3 protein-coding genes and 1 pseudogene are annotated in these 3,073 nt (G+C 34.3%); all 4 read right to left on the bottom strand.

Features of this window, described 5'->3' with window-relative positions; all coding sequences use genetic code 11:
* Nucleotides 1–324 (bottom strand): annotated as a pseudogene (cap8O, locus tag IDG60_RS09555) (type 8 capsular polysaccharide synthesis protein Cap8O); the annotation flags it as partial.
* Nucleotides 325–377: 53 nt separating this feature from the next.
* Nucleotides 378–1,265, bottom strand: coding sequence for a capsular polysaccharide type 5/8 biosynthesis epimerase CapN (capN, locus tag IDG60_RS09550; RefSeq protein WP_001230679.1), 888 nt, complete (start codon nt 1,263–1,265; stop codon nt 378–380).
* Nucleotides 1,265–1,822, bottom strand: a complete 558-nt coding sequence (cap8M, locus tag IDG60_RS09545) for a type 8 capsular polysaccharide synthesis protein Cap8M (protein WP_000825098.1) — start codon at nt 1,820–1,822, stop codon at nt 1,265–1,267. Before cap8M ends, capN begins: the two co-directional genes overlap by 1 nt.
* A gap of 10 nt (nt 1,823–1,832) precedes the next feature.
* Nucleotides 1,833–3,038: a type 8 capsular polysaccharide synthesis protein Cap8L gene (gene cap8L, locus IDG60_RS09540; RefSeq protein ID WP_001291020.1), complete on the bottom strand. Its 1,206-nt coding sequence runs from the start codon at nt 3,036–3,038 to the stop codon at nt 1,833–1,835.
* Nucleotides 3,039–3,073 lie beyond the last annotated feature (35 nt).

Genomic DNA, 3,073 nt, shown 5'->3' with positions numbered 1-3,073 from the left:
TAAAAATGGTAAAATACTATCTAATGCACGCATAACTAGCGAAATGTCACATGACCGGTACTGATCATCATTATTCGGCGTCGGAACGGCAATGATAAAAACATCAGATGCTTCTGGCGTTGTAGATACCTTCAATTTTCCCGATGACAGTACCTCTTCATAAACCTCTTGTAACCCAGGTTCTTCAATACTAATTTGACCACTTTGTAACTTATCAATCGTTTGCTGATTAATATCAACACCAAGCACATCGACGCCATGCTTTGCAAACATAATTGATGTTGGTAAACCAATATAACCTAAGCCAACTACTGTTAACTTCATACTATAACCTCCAAATAAAACGATTTGTATGTTGATTTTATTTAATAGATGACTTATGCCTTATCTTTGGTTGTCGTTTCATCCATGATGTCCGCAATAACAAGTGACATTTTTCCAGGAATAACTTCAAGTGCATTATTATTTTCATATAACGTATTGCTGTATGTTAAATTGCCGAATAATTTTCTAAAGACCGACAACTTATTAAAATACTTATTTAACACTGAAGGCATGTTGATCAATACCGTTTTACGATGTGATTGGCGACGTATTTCATACATTACTGACGATGTATCAAAGTAAAAACTATCTTGAGGATGATACACGCCTGTCACTTCTAATGATATTAATTGATCAATAAATGCTGTCAGATGTTTAATATATAATGCACTGCGCTGATTGTTAATATTGGGAATGATTGGCAGTCGCTTTGACAATTGCATTAACCGTTGGAAATTTCCTGGGCAATGTGCACCATAAATCATTGGTGGTCTCACAATTGCTACTTTAAACGAATCACTAATCAACTCTTGTAATGCTTGTTCAGCGAACTTTTTGGAAATACCATAGTTGGTCGTAGGGTTCATTGGTGTTTGTGTATCAATTTGATCTGATTTACCAACCTGACCTTCTTTTCCATAAACTGCCATAGTACTCATAAAAATAAATTGTTTAACGTCTTCAGCTTTAGCCTTTTGTGCCAATTGTTTCGTAAGCAACATATTCACTTGCATATAATCAGATAGCCTTGCTTGAGGTGAATTGTTGTGAACCAAAGCTGCTGTATGAATTAAAACATCATAATCTTTGAACGAGGTCGACTTCCATAATTGATTCCTAACATTAATTTGATCTACTTGATGTCCTTGTTCAATAAGCTTATCTTTTAAAGCATTACCGATATATCCATGTACGCCTGTAATTAAAATATTTTTTCTCATTAGTGATGCACACCTTCTGAAGTAACGATATTTTTAATTGTTTTATATATGATATACATATCAAGCATCATAGATTGATGTGTTAAGTAATAATGATCATACGCTACTTTTTGATCATCAGTAATATCATCTCTCCCCATCACTTGAGCTAGTCCTGTCACACCTGGTCTAATCGTATGCACGTTCGCTTTTGTACGTTTTTCGATTAATTCGTATTGATTATAAAGCGCTGGTCTAGGACCTACAATTGACATTTCTCCTTTTAAAACATTCAATAATTGTGGCAATTCATCAATAGAGGTCTTACGAATGACCTTCCCTGTCTTTGTTATATACGATGTTGAATCCATTAAATCAGTTGCAACATTAGGTGTGTCTATTTTCATTGATCTAAACTTATAAATATTAAACAATTCATTATTAATCGTCGGTCTTTTTTGTTTGAAAATGGCTGGTCCAGGTGATTCCATTTTAATTAGTAATGCTGTAATTAACAGAATCGGACTTAAAACTACTAAACCATATATTGAACTCACTACATCGAATAATCGCTTCATAATTATCTCCTCACTTCAACAGATTGTAATACTTCATAGTATTAATTTCTCTCGTATATTTATCTTTAAACAGTTGATGTGCGCGCTCACCCATCTCGTGCAATTCCTTACTCGAGTGAGTGTTGATGAAGTTATAAATGGCATGTGCATCGCCATTATCAATTTGGATACCCGCATCATATTGTTCAACATGTTGAACGATATCAGATTGCTTATCCATGATGAGTACCAACGGTTTCTTAGCTGCAAGGTAGCCATAATTCTTGCTCGGAACGCCTAAACCGACGCCTTCTTTAATCAGCGATGCAATACATACATCCGCAATTTTTAATACGTCAGCATAGTCTGTACCTGTTAAAAACTCAAACATTTTAACATTTTCAATACGATGGTCTTCTATTGCCGTTTTGACATCTGCAAATTTCTTACCATGACCACAAAGTATTGTTAACGTTTGAGGCTGATCCTTATTTAATTTTAAAAATGAGATAAGTGTCTCCATATCCTGTAACTGCCCCATATTACCGCTATACAATAAAATTTTGTCGTATTGCTCACGGTAAGCTTTAAATGTGTCATTATAGATACGATTGTCTTGTAATTGACGCATGTCATACCAGTTAGGAATCACATGGATATTGTCAGCATTTTTAGAAATTTGATGATTTAGTAAGTAGTTTTTCATTTCCGTACCAAGGACAATGACATTTTCAGCATTCTTGTAGACATGTCTATTAATGTAACGCATCAGCTTATCAATCATGCTACCTGGACGAGTTGCACCTGTCTTAATCGCATTATCAGGTGCTATATCATACACCACAAAAGAATATTTTTTCTTAAGCAGTCTGTGTAAAACGTCTGGTATTAATGGCAAGATTGGTGGATTAGAGTAAACAAGAATCTGATCATATTTCAACATTTTAGGTATATTAATCACGAATTTTGAAAATAAACTAAAGAAATTGATGATCCTTCCAACCTTACTTTTGTTATTAAACCTCGAATACTTGAGACGTCGAATGCGAATTCCACGATGCATCTCGGTTTTAGAAACCTGTTTATGATTACTATATTCATATGGCCATCCACACATGACATCGACATTAATGTGATTCGCAATTAAATCTTCCGCCAATTGAGTTGGTAACGTCGCAGAAGATACATATTCCGGATAAAAATACTGACATAAAATCAAAATCTTTTTTTCACTCATCTAATCGACGTCCTTTTTATTAATGAATTTAGACT

It is taken from the genome of Staphylococcus sp. EG-SA-2, assembly GCF_017152085.1.
This window is presented reverse-complemented; position numbering and strand designations above follow the sequence as displayed.

What these genes read in the sequence shown, in the direction of transcription:
- capN (WP_001230679.1), bottom strand. Translation starts at nt 1,265, where the DNA reads ATGAGAAAAAATATTTTAATTACAGGCGTACATGGATATATCGGTAAT.
- cap8M (WP_000825098.1), bottom strand. Translation starts at nt 1,822, where the DNA reads ATGAAGCGATTATTCGATGTAGTGAGTTCAATATATGGTTTAGTAGTT.
- cap8L (WP_001291020.1), bottom strand. Translation starts at nt 3,038, where the DNA reads ATGAGTGAAAAAAAGATTTTGATTTTATGTCAGTATTTTTATCCGGAA.